The 21,463-nt window shown below is 74.1% G+C and carries 23 protein-coding genes and 1 pseudogene; 18 read left to right on the top strand and 6 right to left on the bottom strand.

The window, feature by feature from the left end:
• Positions 1–71 precede the first annotated feature (71 nt).
• The gene (locus tag ACZ7JA_RS19900; protein ID WP_351661030.1) at positions 72–734 is read left to right on the top strand and encodes a chaplin; all 663 of its coding nucleotides are present in this window, start codon (positions 72–74) and stop codon (positions 732–734) included.
• A 211-nt stretch (positions 735–945) separates the two neighbouring features.
• Positions 946–1,800 (top strand): GNAT family N-acetyltransferase, encoded by an 855-nt coding sequence (locus tag ACZ7JA_RS19905; protein ID WP_351661033.1) that lies wholly within the window; start codon positions 946–948, stop codon positions 1,798–1,800.
• Between the two features lie 595 nt (positions 1,801–2,395).
• On the opposite strand, the gene ACZ7JA_RS19910 is transcribed toward ACZ7JA_RS19905, so the two are convergent.
• Positions 2,396–2,878 (bottom strand): nucleoside deaminase, encoded by a 483-nt coding sequence (locus tag ACZ7JA_RS19910; RefSeq protein WP_351661035.1) that lies wholly within the window; start codon positions 2,876–2,878, stop codon positions 2,396–2,398.
• A 115-nt stretch (positions 2,879–2,993) separates the two neighbouring features.
• On the opposite strand from ACZ7JA_RS19910, the gene ACZ7JA_RS19915 reads away from it, so the two are divergent.
• On the top strand, positions 2,994–3,776 hold the full coding sequence (locus tag ACZ7JA_RS19915) for a GNAT family N-acetyltransferase (protein WP_389452689.1): 783 nt from the start codon (positions 2,994–2,996) through the stop codon (positions 3,774–3,776).
• A gap of 54 nt (positions 3,777–3,830) precedes the next feature.
• Here ACZ7JA_RS19915 and ACZ7JA_RS19920 read toward each other — a convergent pair whose 3' ends face one another.
• A complete protein-coding gene (locus ACZ7JA_RS19920) occupies positions 3,831–4,094 on the bottom strand; it encodes a GlsB/YeaQ/YmgE family stress response membrane protein (protein ID WP_351661041.1) in 264 nt (87 codons plus the stop codon).
• 213 nt (positions 4,095–4,307) lie between these two features.
• Between ACZ7JA_RS19920 and ACZ7JA_RS19925 the strand changes: the two genes are divergently transcribed.
• The 9 genes and pseudogenes from ACZ7JA_RS19925 (at position 4,308) to ACZ7JA_RS19965 (ending at position 9,691) form a co-directional block, all read left to right on the top strand.
• On the top strand, positions 4,308–5,756 hold the full coding sequence (locus tag ACZ7JA_RS19925; RefSeq protein ID WP_470809497.1) for a hydrolase: 1,449 nt from the start codon (positions 4,308–4,310) through the stop codon (positions 5,754–5,756).
• A gap of 112 nt (positions 5,757–5,868) precedes the next feature.
• The gene (locus ACZ7JA_RS19930; protein WP_351661046.1) at positions 5,869–6,189 is read left to right on the top strand and encodes a gas vesicle protein GvpO; all 321 of its coding nucleotides are present in this window, start codon (positions 5,869–5,871) and stop codon (positions 6,187–6,189) included.
• A 36-nt stretch (positions 6,190–6,225) separates the two neighbouring features.
• A complete protein-coding gene (gvpJ, locus tag ACZ7JA_RS19935) occupies positions 6,226–6,771 on the top strand; it encodes a gas vesicle protein GvpJ (RefSeq protein WP_351661049.1) in 546 nt (181 codons plus the stop codon).
• A gap of 2 nt (positions 6,772–6,773) precedes the next feature.
• Positions 6,774–7,520: a GvpL/GvpF family gas vesicle protein gene (locus ACZ7JA_RS19940; protein ID WP_470809500.1), complete on the top strand. Its 747-nt coding sequence runs from the start codon at positions 6,774–6,776 to the stop codon at positions 7,518–7,520.
• Between the two features lie 4 nt (positions 7,521–7,524).
• Positions 7,525–7,791: pseudogene (locus ACZ7JA_RS19945) on the top strand (gas vesicle protein GvpG); the annotation flags it as partial.
• A 139-nt stretch (positions 7,792–7,930) separates the two neighbouring features.
• The gene (locus ACZ7JA_RS19950; protein WP_403679510.1) at positions 7,931–8,287 is read left to right on the top strand and encodes a gas vesicle protein; all 357 of its coding nucleotides are present in this window, start codon (positions 7,931–7,933) and stop codon (positions 8,285–8,287) included.
• Positions 8,284–9,168 carry a GvpL/GvpF family gas vesicle protein gene (locus ACZ7JA_RS19955; RefSeq protein ID WP_470809502.1) on the top strand — a complete coding sequence of 295 codons (885 nt, stop codon included), beginning with the start codon at positions 8,284–8,286 and terminating at the stop codon, positions 9,166–9,168. The genes ACZ7JA_RS19950 and ACZ7JA_RS19955 overlap by 4 nt, the downstream gene beginning before the upstream one ends.
• Positions 9,165–9,407 carry a gas vesicle protein gene (locus tag ACZ7JA_RS19960; RefSeq protein WP_351661059.1) on the top strand — a complete coding sequence of 81 codons (243 nt, stop codon included), beginning with the start codon at positions 9,165–9,167 and terminating at the stop codon, positions 9,405–9,407. Before ACZ7JA_RS19955 ends, ACZ7JA_RS19960 begins: the two co-directional genes overlap by 4 nt.
• Positions 9,404–9,691, top strand: a complete 288-nt coding sequence (locus ACZ7JA_RS19965; protein WP_351661062.1) for a gas vesicle protein K — start codon at positions 9,404–9,406, stop codon at positions 9,689–9,691. Before ACZ7JA_RS19960 ends, ACZ7JA_RS19965 begins: the two co-directional genes overlap by 4 nt.
• Positions 9,692–9,714: 23 nt before the next feature.
• Here the strand turns inward: ACZ7JA_RS19965 and ACZ7JA_RS19970 are convergent, their stop codons facing one another.
• Complete coding sequence (locus tag ACZ7JA_RS19970) at positions 9,715–12,441, bottom strand: glycoside hydrolase family 2 protein (RefSeq protein WP_470809505.1); 2,727 nt, start codon at positions 12,439–12,441, stop codon at positions 9,715–9,717.
• A 250-nt stretch (positions 12,442–12,691) separates the two neighbouring features.
• On the opposite strand from ACZ7JA_RS19970, the gene ACZ7JA_RS19975 reads away from it, so the two are divergent.
• Complete coding sequence (locus ACZ7JA_RS19975) at positions 12,692–14,137, top strand: APC family permease (protein ID WP_470809507.1); 1,446 nt, start codon at positions 12,692–12,694, stop codon at positions 14,135–14,137.
• A gap of 167 nt (positions 14,138–14,304) precedes the next feature.
• Here ACZ7JA_RS19975 and ACZ7JA_RS19980 read toward each other — a convergent pair whose 3' ends face one another.
• The 3 genes from ACZ7JA_RS19980 to ACZ7JA_RS19990 form a co-directional block, all read right to left on the bottom strand.
• On the bottom strand, positions 14,305–14,742 hold the full coding sequence (locus ACZ7JA_RS19980) for an SPW repeat protein (RefSeq protein WP_351661071.1): 438 nt from the start codon (positions 14,740–14,742) through the stop codon (positions 14,305–14,307).
• A 148-nt stretch (positions 14,743–14,890) separates the two neighbouring features.
• On the bottom strand, positions 14,891–16,267 hold the full coding sequence (locus ACZ7JA_RS19985) for a cryptochrome/photolyase family protein (RefSeq protein WP_470809509.1): 1,377 nt from the start codon (positions 16,265–16,267) through the stop codon (positions 14,891–14,893).
• Positions 16,268–16,351: 84 nt separating this feature from the next.
• The gene (locus tag ACZ7JA_RS19990) at positions 16,352–17,875 is read right to left on the bottom strand and encodes an SDR family oxidoreductase (protein ID WP_470809511.1); all 1,524 of its coding nucleotides are present in this window, start codon (positions 17,873–17,875) and stop codon (positions 16,352–16,354) included.
• Between the two features lie 220 nt (positions 17,876–18,095).
• Here ACZ7JA_RS19990 and ACZ7JA_RS19995 point away from each other — a divergent pair, with 220 nt between their 5' ends.
• From ACZ7JA_RS19995 to ACZ7JA_RS20015, 5 genes are all read left to right on the top strand, one after another.
• Positions 18,096–18,263 (top strand): hypothetical protein, encoded by a 168-nt coding sequence (locus ACZ7JA_RS19995; protein WP_389297359.1) that lies wholly within the window; start codon positions 18,096–18,098, stop codon positions 18,261–18,263.
• A 269-nt stretch (positions 18,264–18,532) separates the two neighbouring features.
• Positions 18,533–19,438, top strand: coding sequence for an aldo/keto reductase (locus ACZ7JA_RS20000; protein ID WP_470809513.1), 906 nt, complete (start codon positions 18,533–18,535; stop codon positions 19,436–19,438).
• A 174-nt stretch (positions 19,439–19,612) separates the two neighbouring features.
• A complete protein-coding gene (locus tag ACZ7JA_RS20005; RefSeq protein WP_351661085.1) occupies positions 19,613–19,984 on the top strand; it encodes a BlaI/MecI/CopY family transcriptional regulator in 372 nt (123 codons plus the stop codon).
• Positions 19,981–20,922 carry a M48 family metalloprotease gene (locus ACZ7JA_RS20010; RefSeq protein ID WP_470809515.1) on the top strand — a complete coding sequence of 314 codons (942 nt, stop codon included), beginning with the start codon at positions 19,981–19,983 and terminating at the stop codon, positions 20,920–20,922. The genes ACZ7JA_RS20005 and ACZ7JA_RS20010 overlap by 4 nt, the downstream gene beginning before the upstream one ends.
• Before the next feature lie 121 nt (positions 20,923–21,043).
• A complete protein-coding gene (locus ACZ7JA_RS20015) occupies positions 21,044–21,451 on the top strand; it encodes a VOC family protein (RefSeq protein ID WP_470809517.1) in 408 nt (135 codons plus the stop codon).
• Positions 21,452–21,463: the final 12 nt, after the last annotated feature.

Below are 21,463 nucleotides of genomic sequence, written 5' to 3' on the forward strand. Positions count from 1 at the left end.
CGGTGTGGGCAAGTGCCCGCGACGATGTCTAGAAAGCAGGGAAATCCATGAGACGGGCTACCCGAAACGGTGTGTTCGCTGTCGTCGCCGCCTCAGGCGCCATGGCCGTGGCGATGCCGGTGTCCGCTGCGTTCGCGGCCGACGGGGCCTCCGCCGACGGTGCGGCGACCGGCTCGCCCGGGGTGATCTCCGGCAACACCATCCAGGTTCCGGTGCACGTTCCGCTGAACGTGTGCGGCAACACCGTGAACGTCGTGGGGCTGCTCAACCCCTCTGCGGGCAACGCCTGCGAGAACGGCGGTCACGGGGACAAGAAGAGCGGCTCGCACAAGGCCGGCTCCTCCTCGTCCCACGGCGGCGCCTACGCGCACGGCGGCAGCAAGGACTCGCCGGGAGTCATCTCCGGGAACACCATCGAGCTCCCCGTGCACGTGCCGGTGAACGTCACCGGCAACTCGGTGAACGTGGTGGGCGTGGGCAACCCGGCGGTGGGCAACCACTCCAGCAACCACTCCTCGGAGACGCCGGAGACCACCACGCCGGAGCCGGAGACCACCACGCCGGTCAAGTCCCACCCGGTCCCGCACACCCAGCAGGCCGCCCCGGAGCCCTCCGTGGCCACCCTGGCCCACACCGGCGCGGACATGACGGCGCCCGCGGTCGCCGGCAGCGCGGCCCTGCTGCTCACCGGAACGGTCCTGTACCGCCGTTTCCGGCCGAGCCGCATGCGCTGACCCATCGGTAACGAGGCCCCACCGGACGCCGGCCCGGTGGGGCTCACCGCTGTCCGGGCCCCAACGGCGGCTGGCCGAAAGGCGGTTGCCGGCCCGGCGGCGCCGGCCCTCGGCATGGCGCGGGGCCGGGGTGATCGGGAAGGATGCCCGGTGCGCGGCCGAGCGCCGCGCCGCACGGCAGCCCCGAACCCCAGGACAGTGGAGCGCACCGATGACCGCACCGGCCCCGCAGGACCTCGTCGTCACCCAGGCCACGCTCGCCGACTGGCCGGTGATCAGCGGGTGGGCGGCGGCCGAGGGCTGGAACCCCGGGCTGTCGGACGGGCCCGCCTTCTTCGCCCAGGACCCCGACGGCTTCTTCCTCGGCCGGATCGACGGGGAGCCCGTCTCGGCCGTCTCCGTCGTCAACCAGGGCCCCGGCTACGCCTTCCTCGGCTGCTATCTCGTCCGCCCGGACCTGCGCGGCCGGGGTCACGGCCTGACGACCTGGAAGACCGCGCTGGCCCACGCCGGGAACCGTACCGTGGGCCTCGACGGAGTCGTCGCCCAGCAGGACAACTACCGCCAGTCCGGCTTCGAACTCGCCCACCGCACCGTGCGGTTCACCGGCGTCGCCACCGGCGCCGGATTGTCCGCCGGCGTCCGCCCCGCGAGCCCCGCCGACCTCCCCGCCATCACCGCCTACGACGCCCTGTGCACGCCCGCCGAGCGCCCCCGCTTCCTCGCCGAGTGGCTCACCGGCCCGGGCCACCGTGCCTTCGTCCGCCACGACGGCGAGCGGCTCACCGGCTACGGGGTGATCCGCCCCGGCCACGACACCCTGCGCATCGGCCCCCTCTTCGCCGACGGCGCGGACGACGCCCGGGCGCTGTTCGCCGCCCTCACCGCCGACGCCGCCGGCCGTGAGATCGCCGTTGACGTCCCCGAGCCGAACGCGGACGCGATCGCCCTCGTCGAGGGGGCCGGCTTCAGTCCTTCGTTCGAGACGGCCCGCATGTACACGGGCCCGGTCCGCGCCCACGCCAAGGAACGCGTGTTCGGCGTGACCACACTCGAACTCGGCTGACCCACAGCACACCCGCCCACCAGCCCCGGCACCCCAGCCGGGCGGACCCCGGCGTCATCGACTCGGCCCGCGTCGCTCGCACCGGTTCGGCGCAAGGCGCTGTCGGTTCGGTGCCCGGGTCACTCGGCACTCGTCCTCGCTGAGTTCCTCGTACCGGCCCCGGCCCGGGCGGCCCTGGCAGACGCGGCGCCGTACCAAGTGGCGCACCGGCCCGCGCGACGTGGCTCAGCGCCGCCCGCCCGGCTCACACCGGCTCGGCCCAGGGCGCTGTCGGTCAGGCGCCGGGTCACTCGGCACTCGTCCTCGGCGAGGTCCCGCGTACCGGCCCCGGCGGCCCTGGCTGACGCCGAGCCGTACTCAAGCGGCGCATCGTCGTCCCGCGCAGCAGGCGCCCGGCGCGCCGCCCGCGCCAGACCGCGCGGCGCCGCGCCCGGCCGATCCACTCCCGTCCGCACGCCGCAGCTCGGGCTGAAGCCGCGCCCTGCCAGCTCAGCAAGCACCGACCCTCACGGCACCCCGCCCGCCGCTTAGCCCCGACCCTCACGGCACCCCGCCCGCCGCTCAGCCCCGACCCTCACGGCACCCCGCCCGCCGCTCAGCCTCGCCCGGCGTGGAAGCGGCGGTGGAGGTCGTGCACCTCCTCGGTCAGTTCGGGTACCGGGCCCTCGACGGTCACCCCGGGGGCGACCTCACGCACCGGCAGCGGCCGTACCGGGGGTGCGGGTACGCCCAGTTCGGTCAGCCAGGCGCCGAGCTGCTCGGACGAGGCGACGTACACGATGCGGCCGAGCCCCACCCAGGCGTGCGCGGCCGCGCACATGGGGCAGTGCTCGCCCGAGGTGCAGACCGTCGCGGCCGCCCGTTCCGCCGGCGTCAGGTGGGCCGCCGACCAGCGGGCCAGTTCGAACTCCGGATGCCGTGTGCGGTCCCCGCCGGCCACCCGGTTGCGGTCCTCGGCGAGCACCGTGCCGTCCGCCGCGACGAGCACCGAGCCGAACGGCTCGTCCCCGGACTCCAGCGCCTCGCGCGCGAGTTCCACGCAACGGCGTAGATGGCTCAGCTCACTGTCCTTCACCATGCTCCCCGGCCTCCTCACCGACAGTTCCCGGCGTCGCAGGCTACGGGCCCCGCCGGCTCCCGGCGACCGGAAAACCCCGTTGCTCCGCAGGGGAGGCCGGTGCTGGAGTGGGGGCATGGATCTTGATCACGCCGCGGTGCTCGCCCTGTACGACCGGGAGATGCGGGAGGGCGCCCGCCCCGACGGGCCCGGGACCCGGGTCGAGCGGACCGGCGCCGTGGTGCGCCAGACCGGCGACGCGCACGGCTGGAACGGGGTTGTCTGGTCCGACCTCGACGAGGCGACGGCGGACCGTGTGATCGGCGAACAGATCGCCCACTTCACCGGCCTCGGCCTCGACTTCGAGTGGAAGCTCTACGCCCACGACCGGCCCGCGGACCTCGGCGCCCGCCTCGCCGCGGCCGGGTTCCGGGCCGAGCCCGAGGAGACACTGCTGATCGGCGAGACCGGCCGACTGGCCCTGGACGCCGGAACACCCGACGGGATCCGCATCGTCCAGGCGACCGACGCGGCCGGCGTCGAACTCGTCGTGCGGGTGCACGAGTCGGCCTTCGGTACCGACGGCAGCCGTCTGCGGCACCGGCTGCTGGCCCGGCTGGCCGCCGACCCGGACACGGTCGTCGCCGTGGTGGCGCTCGCCGGGGACGAGCCGGTCAGCTCCGCCCGCATGGAGCTGGTGCCCGGCGCCCGCTTCGCGGGCCTGTGGGGCGGCGGCACCGTCGAGGCCTGGCGGGGCCGGGGCGTCTACCGCGCCCTCGTCGCCCACCGGGCCCGCGTCGCCGCCGCCCACGGCTGCCGCTATCTCCAGGTCGACGCCTCACCGATGAGCCGCCCGATCCTGGAACGCGTCGGCTTCCACGCGCTCAGCACCACGACGCCCTACCTGTACGGAGGCTGACCGCTCGTCCGTACGGAGTCTGACCGCTCGTCCGTACGCAGGCCGACCGCGAGGTCAGCGGTGGGCCCGGGCCCGGTCCAGCGCGGCCACGCCCACGGCCGCCAGGGCGATCTGGATCAGCCACTCGATCCAGTCGGGCCCCTTGGTGTCCGCGACGCCGATCCCGGCGGCGATCGCCGAGCCCACCAGCGCGGCCACGATGCCGACCACGATGGTCCACAGGATGCCGATGTGCTGACGCCCCGGTACGACGAGCCGGCCCAGCACGCCGATGATGATGCCGATGACGATGGCACTGACGATGCCCGATATCTCCATGTCGACCCTCCGGTTCTCGCTTACGCCGATGTGCCGTCTGCCCGCTGCCGCCCGATGCACGCCGGCGCGGACATTGCCGGGACTTTCTGTTCACCCGACTGTTATGCCATGTACCTTTCAAGCGATCGACGCGTGTAGAACCCTCATGCGTGCTCTACGCGCGCAGACCAGGCGCCCCCACCGCCTCTCCCCACTCCCACGGAGGTTCGCCGGATGTTCGGATCGAGGAGATCCACCCGCACGCTCACCACCGCGCTCGCCGGACTCGGACTGCTCGTCAGCGCCGCGGCACTGCAGTTCGGGGTCGCTTCGGCCCCCGCACACGCGGCCACCACGCACCGCATCCTGTTCGACAACGCCCACGCCGAGACGGCGGGCAACGCGGACTGGATCATCTCCACCAGCCAGCCCGACCCGCTGGGCCAGGACTCCACCCCGTCCGCGGAGACCGACTGGACCGGAGCCCTGTCCTCCTGGGGCGTGTCCCTGCAGAAGGCCGGCGGCTACAGCCTGAAGACCCTCCCGTCCGGCTCCAGTCTGAGCTACGGCGGCTCGTCCGCCACCGACCTGTCGAACTTCGACACCCTGGTGCTGCCCGAGCCCAACACGCTGTTCACCACCGCCGAGAAGACGGCGATCATGAACTTCGTGAAGAACGGCGGCGGCCTGTTCATGATCTCCGACCACACCGGCGCCGACCGCAACAACGACGGTCAGGACGCGGTCGAGATCCTCAACGACCTGATGACCAACAACAGCGTCGACTCCACCGACCCGTTCGGCTTCTCCATCGACTCGCTGAGCATCGGCTCCGACTACCCCTCGGCGATCAGCGACAGCACCGACCCCGTCCTGCACGGCTCGTTCGGCACGGTCAGCAAGAGCCTGATCGCCAGCGGCACCACGGCCACCCTCAAGCCCGCCGACAACGCGAGCGTCAAGGGCCTGCTCTACCGCACCGGTTACTCCGGCAACACCGGCGCCTTCTTCCTGACCAGCACCTTCGGCAGCGGGCGGGTCGCCTTCTGGGGTGACAGCTCGCCCATCGACGACGGCACCGGCCAGTCCGGGAACACCCTGTACGACGGCTGGAACGACACCGGCGCCACCGACGCGGCCCTCGCGCTCAACGCCACGGCCTGGCTCGCCGGTTCCGGCACCACGGGAGGCGGTGGCGGCACCGGCGCCTGCACCGCCGCGCAGCTGCTCGGCAACAACGGCTTCGAGTCCGGCGCCACCTCCTGGACCAGCTCCAGCGGTGTCATCACCAACGACTCCGGCGAGCCCGCCCGCACCGGCTCCTACAAGGCATGGCTGAGCGGCTACGGCTCCGCCCACACCGACACGGTCGCGCAGACGGTGACCATCCCCGCCGGGTGCACGAACGCCGTCCTGAGCTTCTACCTCCACATCGACACCGCCGAGACCACCACCTCCACGGCCTACGACACCCTGAAGGCCCAGGTCCTCAACAGCGGCGGCACGGTGCTCTCCACCCTCGCCACGTACTCCAACCTGAACGCGGCGAACGGCTACGCCCAGCGCAGCTTCAGCCTCGCGGGCTACGCGGGCCAGACGGTCACGCTCAAGTTCACCGGCACCGAGGGCTCCACCCTGCAGACGTCGTTCGTCATCGACGACACCGCGCTCAACGTGAGCTGACGCCTCCGGCTCACGCGCTGGGCCCGGCACCTGGTGCCGGGCCCAGCGCGCCGTCTACCGGATGGCCCAGCCCCGCAAGCGCCCTGGGGCCGACGCGGTCACAGTGGGCAGCATGACAGAACCCGCTGGGCGACGCAGTGGCGGCACGGCCTCGACCACGGCGCGCAGGCGCGAACGCCGCGGCGCCCAGGAGGCCGCGCGGATCGCCGCCGACGAGCTGACCGAGCTGATCCGCCACCGCCTGGAGGGCGTCTCCGCGGTGTGCCGCAGCGAGGAGGGCGGCTGGCTCGTCAACGTCGACGTGCTGGAGCTGGCCCGCATCCCCGACACGACCAGTCTGCTCGCCACCTACGAGGTCGAGCTGGACCCGGCGGGCGAGCTCCTGCAGTACCGCCGGATCGCGCGCTACCGGCGCGGCGCCCAGGACCAGTGACCAGCCCGCCGGGCCCGCCTCCGGAAGGACCGCCGCATGATCACCTACGACGACGAGATAGTCTGCGCGCCCCGCGCCGGAACCCTCTACGACGTCCTCGAACTCATCCTCGACCGCGGCATGGTGATCGACGTCTTCGTGCGCGTCTCCCTGGTCGGGATCGAGATCCTCAAGGTGGACGCCCGGATCGTCGTCGCCAGCGTGGACACCTATCTGCGTTTCGCCGAGGCCTGCAACCGCCTCGACCTGGAGCACGACGTGCGCAGCAAGACCGTGCCCGAGCTGTTCGGCGGCGGGGCCGCCAGGACCGTGGCCAAGGCGGGTGCCAGGCGCACCGCCCGCTCGCTGACCTCGAAGGTGCGGGACTTCCTCGCCCCGGAGGAGTCCGAGGAGCCGGAGGAGCCGGAGGAGCCCGAGGAGTGGGAGGAGGAGCCCCGCAGGGCCCGCGCCGCCCGCGAGCCGGAACGCAAGCGGCCGGTGCGCCGGCCGCCGGAGGGGAGCCGCGGTGGTACGGCCCGCCGCCGCGACGAGGACGACGAGCGGCCCCGGCCGCGCTCCCGCCGCCCCGCCAGAGAGGACTGAACGTGACGGACACCGCCACCATCCGGAGCACGCTCTACGTGTACGGCATCGCGCACGCCGGCGTGCGGGTCCCGCGGACGCCGGGCGTGGGCGGGGCACCGGTACGGCTGCTCACCGAGGCCGGTCTGTGCGCCGCGGTCTCCGACCCGCCCGAACACGTCCGGGCGCGCCGCCGCGACCTGACGGCGCACCAGGCGGTGCTCGGCGAACTCATCGCCCAGGGACCCGTCCTGCCCATGCGGTTCGCGGTCGTCAGCCCCGATCCCGCCACCCTGCGGGCGCAACTGCGCGCCGACCGGGGCCATCTGTCGGCACAGCTCGACGCGGTGCGGGGCTGTGTGGAGATGAACGTCAAGGGCTCGGTCGTCTCCGGCTTCTTCGCCGACCTGGTGCGCCGCGACGAGAAGCTGCGTGACCTGGCCCGCCGGACGCGGCGCAGACCCGACTACGAGGCCAACGTGCGGCTGGGCGAGGCCCTCGCCCGCGGCGTCCGGCGCGAGGCGCGGCGCGCGGCGCACGAGGTCCTGGCCCGGCTGGCGCCGCTGGCGGTGCGGACGGCCCAGGGACAGCTCGACGACGAGCTGGTGCTGAGCGCCTCCTTCCTGCTGCGCTCCGCCGACGAGGAGGGGTTCCGGCAGGCGGTGGCCGAACAGGCGCGCGGCTTCGGGGACCGGCTGGCGCTGAGCGTGACCGGCCCCCTGCCGTGCTACAGCTTCGTCGAGACGCGCCCCGCGCCGGCCGGGCGGTGAGGCGATGGGCATCGTGAGCGGACTCCTGCTGCTGCCCCTGGCCCCCGTGCGCGGCACGGCGTGGATCGCCGACCACCTGCTGCACGAAGCCCGGCGCCAGACCCACGACCCGCGGGCGGTGCAGGCACGGCTGGCCCAGCTCAACCGGGATCTGGACGACGGCGTCGTCGACGAGGCGGCCTTCGAGAAGGAGGAGGAGCGGCTGCTCGCCCTCCTGGAGGATCCGGCGCGCCCCATGGGCCGAGAGCCGGGCCCCGCGAACTCCCCGAGGGGCGGCACCGGCGCGCGACGGCGCGTCGCCGGCCGGCCGCCGGCCGAACCGCGCCGCGGAGGCTCCGCGGCAGCGCACCGGCGCGACCGTCCCTACTGACCCAAGTCACCCGGCACCGCCCACATCCCTGGAGCTCTTCGTGACCGACGTCTCCGCCTGGCACTCCGACCCGGCGCCGCCGGACTGCGTGCCCGCGACCACCAACCTCGCGGATCTGCTCGAACGGATCCTCGACAAGGGCATCGTGATCGCCGGCGACATCAAGATCGACCTCCTCGACATCGAGCTGCTCACCATCCGGCTGCGGCTGTTCATCGCCTCGGTCGACACCGCCCGGCGGGCGGGCATCGACTGGTGGGAGACCGATCCGGCGCTGTCCTCGCGGGCCGCCCACGACGTGCTGGCCGAGGAGAACGAGCGGCTGCGCGCGCGACTCGACGCCCTGGAGGGCGCCGGGGCCGGGGCGCTCGGCACCTCCGGGGAGGAGCCGCGGTGAACCGTCCTGCGGCGCCGGCCGCCGTCCCCGCCGGCCGGCAGAGCACGCCCACCACCCTCACCTGCGTGTTCGCCGTGACCCGCACCCCGCCGCCCGCCGACGTCCTGACCGCGGCCCACGGCTACGACGAGGGCGGACCCCTGCGCCTGGTGGCCGCCGGGCCCCTCTGGCTGGTGGCCCAGGACGTGCCCGCCGCCTCCTTCGACGCCGCCTCGCTGGGGGAGCGGCTGAACCGTCCGGAGGAACTGGAGCGCTGCGCCCGCGCCCATCACCGGGGCGTGGCGGCGGCCGCCCGGCCGGGCCCCGTGGTGCCCCTGCCGATGGCGACCCTGTACCTCGGTGACCTCAACGCGGTCCGCGCCGTGTCCGATCGGGAGGCGGAGCTGTGCGCGCTGCTCGACCGGCTGCGCGGCCGCACGGAGTGGGCGGTCAAGGTGCACGCCGCCGAGGCGTCCGCCTCCGGTGCGGCGGGCTCCGCCGCCGAGGAGGCCCCGGCCGGCGGCCGCGCCTACCTCAGCCGGGTCAGCGCCCGACGGCGGACCCGGTCCGAGGCGCAGGAGCGAGCCCTGGCCGCGGCCCACGAGGCAGACCGGGAGCTGCGGCGGCACGCCGTCGCCGCGACCCGGCACCGGCCGCAGAGCGAGCAGCTGACCGGCCGCAGCACCCCGCAGCTGCTGAACGCCGCCTATCTCGTGGACGACGCGGGACGCGAGGAGTTCGCCGGGGCCCTGGCCCGGCTCACCGCCGGCTGGATCGGCACGGGGATCGAGATCACCGCGTCGGGGCCCTGGATCCCGTACTCCTTCGCACGGCTCGACCAGGAGTGGGACGGCACGGCGGACCCCGAAGGGGCCGCCCCTCGGCACGAGGGCCGCCCATGACCGCGACCGCGAACCGCGAACCCGCCCCCGTGCCCTGGGAGGCGCCCGAACCGTACGCGCCGATCGGGGTGCCCCTGGTCGACCTGCTGGACCGTGTGCTGGCGACCGGGGTCGTGATCAGTGGCGACCTGGTCCTCGCGGTCGCGGACGTGCCACTGGTCCGGATCTCGCTGCACGCCCTCCTCGCGTCGGTCAGCGACCGGGTGCCGGCGCCCTGGCCGGACAGCGGGCCGCTGTGACCGCGCCACGCGCCCGCGCCCTGGACCTGGACCCCGAGGCGGTGGCGAACGACCTGGCCGCGCTGGTCCTGGCCGTGGTGGAGCTGCTGCGCCAGCTCATGGAACGCCAGGCGGTGCGCCGTTTCGACGAGGGGACGCTGAGCGCCGAGCAGGAGGACCGCCTGGGGACCGCGCTGATGCTGCTCGACCGGCGGATGGACGAGCTGTGCGCCCAGCACGGTCTGAGCCGGGCCGACCTCAACCTCGACCTGGGTCCGCTCGGCCCGCTGCTGGCCGATCCCTGACCCGGCGCCGTGTCGGGACCGGGTCAGCCGGCCAGGAGGGTCCGCTCCGGGGTGTTCCAGCCGGACACCCGCACGTGCGGGGCCGAGCCGTGCAGATCGGCGGTCCGGTAGGTGGCGGTCAGCGTCACCGACTCGCCCGGCCAGAGACCGGCCTCGTTGTCCGACCAGCGCACCGGGAGCACCGGCCGGCCCCGGTCGTCGACCAGATGCACGTCCGTGAACAGGGACGGCGTCTTCCCGCTCCCGGCGTGCCGCAGCGTCACCGTCGTCGTGGACATGTCCCCGGACGACCGTGTCGCCGCCGTCGCCTCCACCGGGGCCTGGGCCATCGAGGCGAGCCCCTTGAGGTCGGCGTAGCGGCTGGTCGGGGTGTAGTACCAGTCGGTGTGCGCCCAGTCGAGCGTGTCCGGTGCGGTGGAGAGCCAGTAGACGTTGCGGCTCACCTCCCGCCCGTCCTCGTCGGTCAGCGTCAGCCGCAGCAGGTACGTGGCGGGCAGGCCGCTCACCGACGCGGGCAGGGTGAGGGCGGTGCGGCGCGCGCCGTCGCCGTCCACCGACACGCCGGCGACGGACCTGTCGTAGCGCTGCGTGCCGTCGGGGTCGAACAGGGTGGCCCGTGCGGTGAGCCGGCCCGCCGGCTCGTGCCTGCCGTTCACGACGACGACCGAGCGGTCGTCGTAGGAGTACTGGACGTGCAGCGGCTCGTTCGCCTTCTTCGCGCCGAAGTAGGCGCCGCCCTGGTCCAGGTAACGGTCCGTCAGCTGCCAGTGCAGGGACGTCCAGCCGCTGTTGAACATCCAGTAGATCACCCCGGTGGCGGGCTTGTCCGCGTCGGTGGCGTTGCGCGCGTAGGCCTCGTACTGGGCGCGGACGTTCTCGTACTGGGCGAGCTGCGCCTTGCGGACGTAGTCGGTCAGGTCCTTCGGGGCGCCGTAGCGGCCGGTGAGGGCGGCGTCGTAGATCTTCAGGGTGCCGAAGACGGACGACGGTGAGCGGTGGTACTGCCGGGCGCCCGGGTCCTTCCAGAGGGTTTCGAGTTCGGCCGGCGTCATCATCCGGCGCAGGGTGTCGAGGGTCGGGATGTCCGGGCCCGCGCTGGTCTCGGAGTTGAAGCCGGTGGCTCCGCCCTCGCGCTTGGCGTACCAGTAGCCGGGCGGGACCCAGTCGTACGGCCCGGTCATCTTCATCCCCGAGCGGCCGAGCTGCGGCGAGGACTTCTCGGAGGCGGCCGGGATCACCGGGACGGACCAGTCGGCGGCCTTCAGGGCGTCCAGGTAGTTCCGCTCGATCGTCGCGTCGGGGGCCGCGTCGCTGCCGATCAGGAAGGAGATCACGCTCGGGTGGCCGCGCAGCCGTGCGGCCTCGGCGGCCATGGAGGCCTTGGCGACCCGGTGGTCCGCGTCGGTCCACTTCTCGCCGGAGCCGTCCTCGTTGACGTTCCCCTCCCACTTGTCGCAGCACTCCCAGCCGGGCAGCGCGAGCAGGCCGTAGCGGTCGGCGAGGTCGAAGAACTCGTCCGGCTCGATGTGGCCCTCCAGCCGGAGGGTGTTGAGCCCGAGGTCGCGGGCGTACTCGAGCCGGTCCGCCGCGTAGCCGGGGTCCCAGCGCAGGAACTCGTCCGGGGACCAGCCACCGCCCTTGATCAGCAGCTTGCGGCCGTTGATCCGGTACTGGCGGGCGCCGTCGGCGTCGAGGGGGGCCTGCACGTCACGGACGCCGAAGGTCTCGTGGGCGGTGTCCGAGGCCGTGCCGGCGACCGACGCGGTGAGGTCCAGGTCGTACAGGGGCTGCTCACCCAAGCCGGCCGGCCACCACACGCGCGGGGACGCGAGGCGCAGACCGGGGACGTCGGCGGGGGAGAAGGCGACGGTCTTCGTCTCGTGCGGGGCGAGTGCCACGTCCCGGGTGAAGGCCGTCCCGGCGACCCGCCCGGTCACCTGGGCGGTGACCGCCTCGTCGGAGTCGTTGCGGGCCTGGGCCTTCACGGTCAGGTCGGCGGTGGCGAGGGACGGCACCTCCAGCCTCGTCACCACGTGCGCGTCGCGCAGCGCCACCGGGCCGCCCCGGCGCACCAGGACGTCGCGGACGATGCCCATGTTCCGGTCGGGCGGCGGCTGCAGCCAGTCGAGCCAGCCCATGGTGAGGTCGGCGTCCGGGTTGTTGGGCCGGATCCGGAACGCGACCGTGTTGGCCCCGGGCCGCACCAGCGGGGTGATGTCCAGCTCGTGCCGGGTGTAGGCGCCGGTCACGTCCGCCGCCCCGGCCACCGCGTGGCCGTTGACGTAGACGTCGGCGGCCGACACGACCCCGCTGAAGTCCAGGTGGGTGCGGCGGGCGGTGTCCTCGACGGTGAAGTCGGACCGGTACCACCAGGGGACGTCGAAGTCCTTCCGCGGGATCTTCGACAGGTTGGTGGAGTGGAAGGGGTCGGGATACACGCCGTCGGCGAGCAGGGCGGCCAGGACCGTCGACCGGGGGCCGGCCGGATGCCAGCCCGTGGTCCGGTAGCCGGGGGACGAGACGGCCGCCGCCGGGTCGCCCACCTTCGCCGTCGACTGGACGGCGAACCCGGCGAGCGGGGTGGCGGAGCCGGCCGCGGAGGGCACGCGGGTCACGGCGGCCGGCCGTCCGCGGTGCGCCGGGCCCCTGTCCTCCGTCGCGGCCCGGGCGCTGGTGGACAGCGCGGCGAGCAGGCTCAGGAGCGCGGCTGCCGTGGCCGGCCGGCGTCCGGGGGCGGGTCGAGCGAACACGGCGATCTCCAGCCTTGTGTCGTCAGGAGCCCGGCAAAGTCAGGAAACTTTACTAACCTGGCTCGAGCTGTCGCGCGGCGCGGGCCGCGTCGTCGACCGTAGGCCCCGCCCGCCCCGACCAGCGGCACGAACCGCTCGGCTGTCGCCCGTCCGGCGTCGTGGGGCGGCACAACTTCATCCGCCGGCCGGCCCGGCCGGGCGAACCGCCGCCGCGCGCCGGTCCGCGCGCCCGTCGCGTCAGGAGTCCCCCATGTCCGGTAGTCCGCCACCCGCGGGCGGCTTCGTCCGCCGTGTCGGTCCCTTCCAGGCCACGGCCATCAACATGAGCCAGATGTGCGGCATCGGCCCGTTCGTGACCATCCCGCTGATGGTGAGCGCGTTCGGCGGCCCCCAGGCCGTCGTCGGCTTCGTCGCGGGCGCCGTGCTCGCGCTGTGCGACGGGCTGGTCTGGGCCGAGCTGGGCGCCGCCATGCCCGGTTCCGGCGGCAGTTACGTCTACCTGCGCCACGCGTTCCGGCACCGCACCGGCCGTCTGATGCCGTTCCTGTTCGTGTGGACCGCGATGCTGTTCGTCCCACTGATCATGTCCACCGGCGTGGTCGGCTTCGTCCAGTACCTGGGCTACCTCGCCCCCGGCCTCGGCCGGACCTCGGGCGACCTCGTCGGCCTCGGCGTGATCGCCCTGGTCGTGCTCCTGCTCTGGCGCGGCATCGAGCACATCGCCCGCATCACCGCCGTGATGTGGACCGTGATGATCGCCTCGGTGCTCCTGGTGATCGTCGCCGCGGCCACCGACTTCAGCCCGCACCTGGCCTTCACCCATCCGGCGCACGCCCTCGACGTCACCTCGGACCGCTTCTGGCCGGGCTTCGCCGCGGGTCTGACCATCGGCATCTACGACTACCTCGGCTACAACACCACCGCCTACATGGGCGCCGAGATCAAGGACCCCGGCCGGACCCTGCCGCGCTCCATCGTCCTGTCGATCCTCGGCATCATGGCGATCTACCTGCTGCTCCAGATCGGCACCCTCGGCGTCGTCGACTGGCACCGCATGACCGACCCGCACGACATCGCCTCCACCTCGGTGGCCTCCGCCGTGCTGGAGCGGACCTGGGGCAGGGGAGCCGCCGACACCGTCACCGTGCTGATCCTGATCACGGCCTTCGCCTCGGTCTTCACCGGCCTGCTGGGCGGCTCCCGGGTGCCGTACGACGCGGCCAGGGACCGGGTGTTCTTCCGGCCGTACGAGAAACTGCACGCCCGCCACCGGTTCCCGGTGCTGGGGCTCGCGACCATGGGCGTGATCACCGCGGTCGGCTTCCTGATCGGCCGGCACACCGACCTCGCGACCCTGATCCAGCTGCTCACCACGGTCATGGTGATCGTCCAGGCGCTGGCGCAGATCGTGGCCCTCGTCGTGCTGCGCAGAAGCCGGCCCGCCCTGCGCCGTCCCTACCGGATGTGGCTCTACCCGCTGCCCGCCGCCGTGGCCTTCACCGGCTGGTGCGTGATCTACGGCTACGCGGACGAGAACTCCCCGGGCCGCCACCCGATCGAGTGGTCCCTGGCCTGGCTGGCCCTCGGCTGCGTCGCCTTCCTGATCTGGGCCCGGCGGGAGCGGGCATGGCCCTTCGGGCCGAAGGAGAGCTCCCAGGAGCGGGCGGACGGACACGAGACCGTCGAGGTCGGCTGAGCCCCCGGCCGGCCGCGGAGCCGCCGACGGCACGGGGAGGCCGGTCCGCCCGGGCGGACCGGCCCCGAATTCTTCGTGTCCTTCACTTTCTTCGCCTGGTCCTCCTTCCTCGCGTCCGTACTCAGGAGCCCTTCTCCCAACGGCCGGTCTCTCGGTGGCCGGCCTCTCTACGTTCGTGGGGCGCTCTTCTGCGCCGTCCCGGCGCACATCAGCCCGAGGACCACGGTCAGCGCGCCGATGACGATGTTGTTCACGATCACGCCTGCGTCCGGGCCGCTGCCCACGATCCACGGAGCGATGATCATCCAGACGCCCATGGCGCACATGGCCCAGCTCAGGCCGTACATCCGTGCCGGAGCCGTCGTGAAGCCCAGGGCCAGCAGCCCGATCGCGATGCCCATGATCAGGTTGTGGGTCGCGAGCGCGGGCTGGCTCGCCGTGTAGTGCAGGATCCACGGGGACGCCGCGCAGTACAGGCCGAGCAGGAACACCGGCCCGTCCACGAGCGCCACGTCGCGGCCGCCGAGCATGCGGGCGTAGCGCGTCCGCATCTCGGAGATGTCGGGGTGGGTCGCCATGTCACCCCTGTGCGAGACGTCGGCCATGTCCCGCCTCCTTCGTGACTCGCCGGCCCGTGCGTGCCCGGCCGGGACGTGCGGTAAGCGCCGCTTCTCCGCATTCTGCCCTTGTTTCCCCCTTATGTGTAGGCCCTGACCGAGCGGACCCCGGGAAATGGGGAGAGGCGGCCGCGGCTCAGCCCTCGCGACCGCGCGCCCGTTTGAACCGGGTCAGCCCCTCGGCCAGGCCGACGATCGGGTCCGGGTACTCCAGCGCCGACCGCTCCGGTCCCGCCAGCTTCCACGGCTCGTGCACCAACGGAGCCCGCACCGCCGCCAGTTCGGGCACCCAGTGGCGCACGTACGCGCCGTCCGGGTCGTACCGCTTGCCCTGGGTGACCGGGTTGAGGACGCGGTTGGGCCGGGTGTCGGTGCCGGTGCCGGCCATCCACTGCCAGTTGAGCTGGTTGTTGGCCACGTCCCCGTCGACCAGCAGATCCAGGAAGTGCCGGGCGCCCACCCGCCAGTCCACGTACAGCGTCTTGGCCAGGAAGCTCGCGGCCAGCAGCCGGCCGCGGTTGTGCATCCAGCCCTCGTACCTGAGCTGACGCATCGCGGCGTCGACGATCGGATAACCGGTACGCCCCTCCCGCCACGCCTCGATGTCCCCGCCCGCCGTCCGCTCGGTGCGCCAGCGGTCCTGCTTGGTGCGGTAGTCGGCGCTCGAGGCGGCCGGCCGGGCCGCCAGCACCTGGCGGTGGAAGTCACGCCAGGCGAGCTGCCGGACGAACGCCTCGGCGCCCGGGCCGCCCACCCTGCGGGCGCGGTGCACCAGCTCCACCGGCGAGAGCGTGCCGAAGTGCAGGTGCGGGGAGAGCCGGCTGGTCGCGTCGCCGGCCAGATCGTCGTGCCGGTCCTCGTACCGCGCCACACCACGGCGCAGCCACACGGTGACCAGCTTGCGGCCGAGCACCTCCCCGCCCTCGGCCAGCCCCTCGGACACCCCCGTCAGCCGCGCGCGCGACGGAAGCTCCTCGGACCCGACGCCGTCCGGCACCCGGATCGCCCGGGGCGCGCCGAGCGCGTCGCGCAGCCCCGCCTGCGACCACTGCCGGAAGTACGGCGTGAACACCGTGAAGTGGTCCGAGGAGGCCGGCGTCACCGCGCCCGGCGTCAGCGCCGTGGTCACCGTGTCGTGGACGTGCAGCCGGCGCCCGTCGGCCTCCAGGGCCCGGCGCAGCCGCTCCTCCCGGCGGTGCGCGTAGCCGCTGACGTCGGCGGCCATGTGCACCTCGTCCGCGTCGGCCTCGGTGACCACCTTGCACACCTCCTCGACCAGGTCGCCGGAGCGGAGCACCAGCCGGCCGCCCCGCTCGCGCAGGCCCGCGTCCAGATCGCGCAGGCAGTCGGCGAGGAACGCCAGCCGGTTGGGCGCCGCGTACCCGGCCTCGTCCACTCCCCGGTCGCGCACGAAGAGCGGGACCACGTGCCGGGTGCCGTCCAGCGCCGCCCGCAGCGGCGGATGGTCGTGCAGACGCAGGTCGGCGGTGAACAGGACGACCGAGACGTTCATGGTGCGGCTCCGGGGCGTCGGGCGGGAGAGCGGGCGCTGGACGGTGGTTCCTTCCGGTCCACGGCGCCCGGCGGATGCGGTGCGTCAGCGCGCGGCCGCCCGCTCCCTCCGCCGGGGGAGCGGCGTGGTGGTGGCGGCGGCGCGGGCGATGTTGCGGGCCATGCCGCCGAACACCACGGCGTGGAACGGGGAGACGCCCCACCAGTAGGCCTGGCCGAGCAGCCCGTGCGGATGGAACAGCGCGCGCTGCCGGTACCGGCAGCGTCCGGCGCCGTCGGGTTCCACGTACATCTCCAGCCAGGCCAGTCCCGGCAGCCGCATCTCCGCCCGCAGCCGCAGCAGGCGCCCGGGCACGATCTCCTCCACCCGCCAGAAGTCGAGCGAGTCCCCGACCCGCAGCCGCTGCGCGTCCCGCCGGCCGCGGCGCAGTCCGACGCCGCCCGCCAGCCGGTCCAGCCAGCCGCGCAGCGCCCAGGCGAGCGGGAAGGAGTACCAGCCGTTCTCCCCGCCCACCCCCTCGACGACCCGCCACAGCGCCTCGGGCGGAGCGTCCACCTCGGTCTCGCGGACGTCCGTGTACAGGCTGCCGCCGGCCCAGTCGGGGTCGGTGGGCAGCGGGTCGCTCGGCGCGCCGGGCACCGCGGCGGACGTCCAGCGGGTGACCACCTGGGCGTCGCGGACCCGCTGCAGCGCCAGCCGTACGGCCGTGTCGAAGGGCAGCGGCCGCCCGGGCGGGTACGGCAGGTACCCCTCGATGTCGCGCTCGTGGCAGACCACCTCGTGGCGCAGCGACTCCGCAAGCGGCCGGGCGATGGAGGCGGGCACCGGCGTGACGAGCCCGACCCAGTGGCTGGACAGCGTCGGGGTGAGGACGGGCACGGGCAGGATCACCCGGCGCGGCAGCCCCGCGATCTCCGCGTAGCGGACCATCATCTCCCGGTACGTGAGGACGTCGGGGCCGCCGATGTCGAAGGTCCGGTTCACGTCCGCGGGCAGTTCGGCGCTGCCGACCAGCAGGCGCAGCACGTCCCGTACGGCTATGGGCTGGATGCGGGTGTGCACCCAGCTCGGCGTGACCATGACGGGCAGCCGCTCGGTGAGGTAGCGCAGCATCTCGAACGAGGCCGAGCCGGAGCCGATGATCACGGCCGCGCGCAGCACGGCGGTGGGCACTCCGCAGTCCATGAGGATGCGGCCGACCTCGGCGCGGGACCGCAGGTGCGGGGAGAGTTCGTGCTCGGGCACGCCCTGGGGGGTCAGTCCGCCCAGGTAGACGATGCGCTTCACGCCGGCCGCCCGGGCCTGTTCGCCGAAGATCCGGGCCGCCTCGCGGTCGGTCTCCTCGAAGCCCTCGCCGGTGACGAGGGCGTGGACCAGGTAGTAGGCCACGTCGACGTCCCGCATGGCCTCCGCGACGGAGTCCGCGTCGGTGACGTCGCCGTGCGCCACCTCGATGTCGCCGGCCCAGGGATGGTCGCGCAGCTTGCCGGGGGAGCGGGCGAGGCAGCGGACCCGGTATCCGGCGGCGAGGAGCTCCGGGACGAGGCGGCCGCCGATGTACCCCGTGCCGCCCGTCACCAGGCAGCGCTTCACGTCGTCGCCGTCCATCCGTCTCCGCCCTTCGTGCCGCTGACCGGGGTCCTGCCGAGTTCCCCTTTGTCCGTCTCTTCGACGCGCGCGTGCCGGACGGATGCGGGACGTGTCCGGCGTGCGCGCGGCACGGACGTCGGAGATGTCCGGGACATGACCGCGGCCGTCCCGGGCAGGCGGAGAGTACGGGCCGGGAGAACGGTCCGGGCCGGTCCCGACGCTGGAGGTGTGAGCCGCCATGAGCGCGAAGGTGTTGGAGCGATTCCCCGCGGGAGCCCCGCGCGGATCGTGGCCCGCGGAGGAGTACGCGGCCGCGCGCCGCGCCCAGGGCGAGGCCGCCACCGTGGTGATGGATCTGAAGTCGGACGCCTTCCTCGTCGTGGTGCAGGGCCAGGACGAGGACTGACCGCTACGGCCGGCGACACGGCCGTCCCGGCGGATGTGGCGCGGCGGGCGCCCGCTCCGTTCGCCGGACCGCGGGTTCACGACATGGGAACCGCGGGAGGGTGGGGGCCTCCGTCACGCTGGGGCTGCCGGCCGCCTGGACCGTACGCGACGCCGGGAAGCGGTCACGGTGCCGCGCTCGACGCCGACGCGCGTGCCGGTGCCGCGCGAGCGGGTCCGTCGGGGCATATCGCCGATGCCCGGCGGCGCGCCGCGTGCGAGACTCCGCCGATGACCTCCGAAACGATCACCGCGGAAGCCTCCGGCACCCTCCGTCTCGGCGACCTGCCCGTCCACCGTGTCGGCCTCGGCGCGATGCGGCTGACGGGCAGCGCCGCCTTCCACCTCGGCACCCCGAGCGTGCGGGAACGCTCCCTCGCCGTGCTGCGCAAGGCCGTCGAACTCGGTGTCAACCACATCGACACGGCCGCCTTCTACTTCTCGTCCCTGCGCTCCGCCAACGAACTGATCAACACCGCGCTGTCCCCGTACCCCGGCGACCTGGTCATCGTCACCAAGGTCGGCCCGCACCGCGACGAGCAGGGCGAGTGGACCGCCGCGGCCCGCCCCGACGAGCTGCGCGGCCACGTGGAGGAGAACCTGCGCCAGCTCGGCCGGGACCACCTCGACGTCGTCAACTACCGCCGTCAGAATCAGGATTCGATAGCCGAGCACTTCGGCGCCCTCGCCGAGCTGCGGGAGGCCGGGCTGATCCGGCACCTCGGCGTCTCCGGCGTCGAACCGCGGCACCTGACCGAGGCCCTGGAGATCGCGCCGGTGGTGTGCGTGCAGAACCGGTACGCCCTGGACCGGCCCGAGCCCGTCGACGACGAGGTGCTGCGCCTGTGCGGCGAGCACGGCATCGCCTTCGTCCCCTTCTACGCCGTCGCGGGCGCGGCCGGGCAGCACGGCGCGACCACCGCCCACGACGACGCCGTCCTGTCCGTCGCCCGGGAGCACGATGTGAGCCCCGCCCAGATCCGCATCGCCTGGACCCTGCACCAGGGCCCGCACGTCCTCGCCATCCCCGGCACCGGCGACCCCGCCCACCTCGTCCAGAACGTCGCCGCCGGCGCACTGCGCCTCACCGGCGAGCAGCTCGCCCGCCTCGACGGGGCCCGCTCCCAGGCCGGCTGACCGCCGGCCGCCACAGCGCCGGGGGCCAGGCGCGAGCCGGGGGCATGCACGCGAAGGCCGCCACGCAGCGCGGGCCGTCGGAGGCCCCGCACGGGCGGCGCCGGACCCCGGCCGACTACACTGACGTAGCCGGTCCGCCGGGCCGTGGACGAGGACGGGGTGAGGAACGATCCGATGACCGACGCCAGGGACGCGCGCAGGCCGGCCGGCGAGCTCGAAGCGAGCGTGATGGCCGCCCTCTGGGCAGCCGGCACGCCGCAGACGCCCGGCGAGGTCCAGCACGGCCTCGGCGGCGGTCTCGCCCGTACGACGGTCACGACGATCCTGACCCGGCTGCACGACAAGGGCATCGTCGACCGGCGGCGCCAGGGGCGCGGCTACGCCTACTTCCCGGTCCAGGACGCCCAGGGCCTCACCGCCCGCCGGATGCACACCGAACTCGACCGGGACAGCGACCGCGAGACCGTCCTCGCCCGCTTCGTCGCCCAGCTCAGCCCGGGCGACGAGCGCATCCTGCGGGACCTGCTCGAACCCGGCGACCAATGACCGCCCCGCTCCTTCTCCTGGCCGTGCTGCCGCTGCTGCTGCCGTTCGCCCTGCCGGCCCTGGCCCGCCGGGCGCTCGACCGGCTGGCGCCGGTGGCCGCGCTGTGGGCGGTCACCGCGTGCGCGGTCGTGCTGGCCGGCTGCTCGCTGGGCACGCTCGGCGTCTTCCTGCTGACGGGCCTGCTCAAGGTGCCGCTGTTCGCCGCGCTCGGTGAGCTGATACACCCCCTGCGCACCGCCTCGGACCTCGTGGTCCTGCCCGCCGCCGCGGTCTCCGTCGGAGCCCTCGCGGTGTGCGCCTCGACCCTGGCCCGCTCCGTCCTGCGCCAGACCCGCGCGTTCCGGACGGCCCGCACCGAGGCCGGGCGCGGGCCCGCCGCGGGCGACCTGTGCGTGGTGGAGTCCGCCCGCCCGGACGCCTACGCCCTGCCCGGCCGCCCGCACCGCATCGTCGTCACCACCGCCATGCTGCGCTCCCTCGACGGTCCGGAACGCGAGGCGCTGTTCGCGCACGAGCGGGCGCACAACGAGGGCGGCCACCACTACTTCCTCGCCGCGGCCGAGGTCGCCGCGCACTGCCACCCCGCCCTCCGCCCGGTTCGCGACAGCATCCGGCTCGCCGCCGAGCGCGCCGCCGACGAGGCCGCCGCCGCCCGGGTCGGGGACCGGCGGCTGACCGCCCGTGCCATCGCCCGCGCCGCCCTCGCGGCCCAGGGCGACCACTCCCGGCGGCCCGCCTTCGCCGCCGCCGCGACGGCGGGCCCCGTCCCGCTGCGGGTCCGGGCCCTGCTGGTCGGCGCGCGCCCTCCCCACCGGGCCGGCCGTTCGATCGCCGCCCTGCTCCTCGTGTGCGCCGCCGCCTCCTGCGTGGCGTCCGCGGCCGGACTGGCCGACGTCCACCACCGGGTCGAGGTCGCGCAGGGCGACCAGAGCCCGTAACCCGACCGCCGGACCACGGGCCGCCGGCACGCCTCCGCCCGAAGCCCCGGGACAGTGACTGGCGCTCGCGGGGTTTTACGTATAACCTCACCCGCCAGTCCACCCCCACCGGAAGGCCCCGATGCGACGCGTTGCCCTGGTCACCCTCGTCGTGGACGACTACGACGAGGCCATCCGCTTCTACACCGGCGCCCTCGGGTTCCGGCTGGCCGAGGACGAGCCCCGGCCGGACGGCTCCCGCTGGGTCGTCGTGGAGCCGGACGCGCGCGGTGAGGGCACGGCGGACCACGGTACCGGCCTGCTGCTGGCCCGCGCCAAGGGCGAGGAGCAGCGCGCCCGGGTGGGGGACCAGACCGGCGGCCGCGTCGGGTTCTTCCTGCACACCGACGACTTCGCCCGCGACCACGCCCGGATGGCCGCCGCCGGCGTGACCTTCCTGGAGGAGCCGCGGCACGAGCCGTACGGCACGGTCGCCGTCTTCCAGGACCTGTACGGCAACCGCTGGGACCTGCTCCAGCCCGTCGGCTGACCTTCCTCCCGC

The organism is Streptomyces sp. NPDC038135, from assembly GCF_055601245.1.

Bases quoted from the DNA above. Each gene is read 5' to 3' on its own strand.
- ACZ7JA_RS19905 (WP_351661033.1), top strand. From the start codon at position 946: ATGACCGCACCGGCCCCGCAGGACCTCGTCGTCACCCAGGCCACGCTC.
- ACZ7JA_RS19910 (WP_351661035.1), bottom strand. From the start codon at position 2,878: ATGGTGAAGGACAGTGAGCTGAGCCATCTACGCCGTTGCGTGGAACTC.
- ACZ7JA_RS19915 (WP_389452689.1), top strand. From the start codon at position 2,994: ATGGATCTTGATCACGCCGCGGTGCTCGCCCTGTACGACCGGGAGATG.
- ACZ7JA_RS19920 (WP_351661041.1), bottom strand. From the start codon at position 4,094: ATGGAGATATCGGGCATCGTCAGTGCCATCGTCATCGGCATCATCATC.
- ACZ7JA_RS19925 (WP_470809497.1), top strand. From the start codon at position 4,308: ATGTTCGGATCGAGGAGATCCACCCGCACGCTCACCACCGCGCTCGCC.
- ACZ7JA_RS19930 (WP_351661046.1), top strand. From the start codon at position 5,869: ATGACAGAACCCGCTGGGCGACGCAGTGGCGGCACGGCCTCGACCACG.
- gvpJ (WP_351661049.1), top strand. From the start codon at position 6,226: ATGATCACCTACGACGACGAGATAGTCTGCGCGCCCCGCGCCGGAACC.
- ACZ7JA_RS19960 (WP_351661059.1), top strand. From the start codon at position 9,165: ATGACCGCGACCGCGAACCGCGAACCCGCCCCCGTGCCCTGGGAGGCG.
- ACZ7JA_RS19975 (WP_470809507.1), top strand. From the start codon at position 12,692: ATGTCCGGTAGTCCGCCACCCGCGGGCGGCTTCGTCCGCCGTGTCGGT.
- ACZ7JA_RS19980 (WP_351661071.1), bottom strand. From the start codon at position 14,742: ATGGCCGACGTCTCGCACAGGGGTGACATGGCGACCCACCCCGACATC.
- ACZ7JA_RS19985 (WP_470809509.1), bottom strand. From the start codon at position 16,267: ATGAACGTCTCGGTCGTCCTGTTCACCGCCGACCTGCGTCTGCACGAC.
- ACZ7JA_RS19990 (WP_470809511.1), bottom strand. From the start codon at position 17,875: ATGGACGGCGACGACGTGAAGCGCTGCCTGGTGACGGGCGGCACGGGG.
- ACZ7JA_RS19995 (WP_389297359.1), top strand. From the start codon at position 18,096: ATGAGCGCGAAGGTGTTGGAGCGATTCCCCGCGGGAGCCCCGCGCGGA.
- ACZ7JA_RS20000 (WP_470809513.1), top strand. From the start codon at position 18,533: ATGACCTCCGAAACGATCACCGCGGAAGCCTCCGGCACCCTCCGTCTC.
- ACZ7JA_RS20005 (WP_351661085.1), top strand. From the start codon at position 19,613: ATGACCGACGCCAGGGACGCGCGCAGGCCGGCCGGCGAGCTCGAAGCG.
- ACZ7JA_RS20010 (WP_470809515.1), top strand. From the start codon at position 19,981: ATGACCGCCCCGCTCCTTCTCCTGGCCGTGCTGCCGCTGCTGCTGCCG.
- ACZ7JA_RS20015 (WP_470809517.1), top strand. From the start codon at position 21,044: ATGCGACGCGTTGCCCTGGTCACCCTCGTCGTGGACGACTACGACGAG.